Source organism: Staphylococcus sp. EG-SA-2 (assembly GCF_017152085.1).
In genome coordinates, this window is the sequence record NZ_JACYHC010000969.1 from 1 (window position 1) to 864 (window position 864).

The window sequence follows — 864 nt, forward strand, 5'->3', positions numbered from 1 at the left end:
CTCTCATTAAATGTTTTAAAAATGCTCGCTCCGCTTTTTCTTGACGGCTCAAATTGTCAAATTGTGCCATACCAATTGGCTCAGGTTCAATATAACCGCCATACTCATCATAACCGCCATACTCATCATCTGGATAATAATTGGCTGGTGCTTGATTGAATTGTATTTCGTTAGCTAATTGCTCAGGACTAACATTGAAAAATGGTGCAACATCATTTAAAGCCTTTTGTTGCAAAATCGATGATTTCATAAGCGAAATATCATGACTTAGTTCTTTCAAATAACGTTCATATGAAAGGTCATTATGTGCAATTTCATCTTTTAATATACTCACTTTATAATGTGCAAATGACTTTTTGTCATTTTTTACAAAAGCAGTAAATGCGTCGTTGCCATACTTACCAATGTATTCATCCGGATCCATGCCTGATGGCAATTGTATAACAAATACATTTAGCCCTTGCTGTAATAAATGTTGACCTGTTTTAAGTGTTGCTTCACTACCCGCAAAATCCCCATCAAACATTAATGTTATATTTAATGTTAACTTTCGTATAAAAGTAATATGTTCATCTGACAACTGTGTCCCCATTGTTGCAACAACGTTTTTCAAGCCAGCAGTATCAGATTTTATAACATCCATAAAACCTTCTAGTAATACGATTTCATCTAATTTTCTAATTGATTTACGCGCTTTATCTAAGTTGTATAACAACTTTCTTTTTTGAAAGATAGGTGTTTCAGGACTATTTAGGTATTTTGGTTCTTGACCGGTATATGTTCGACCTGAATATCCAACAATTCTTCCTTGCGCATTTTTCAAAGGAAACATAATACGATTTCGAAATCTATCGTAATAACTGA

At 33.6% G+C, this 864-nt stretch carries 1 protein-coding gene; it reads right to left on the reverse strand.

All coding sequences use genetic code 11. The features are described from left to right. Window positions 1-864 (reverse strand): toprim domain-containing protein (locus tag IDG60_RS16745; protein WP_206160961.1); only part of this gene is annotated, 864 nt, incomplete at both ends.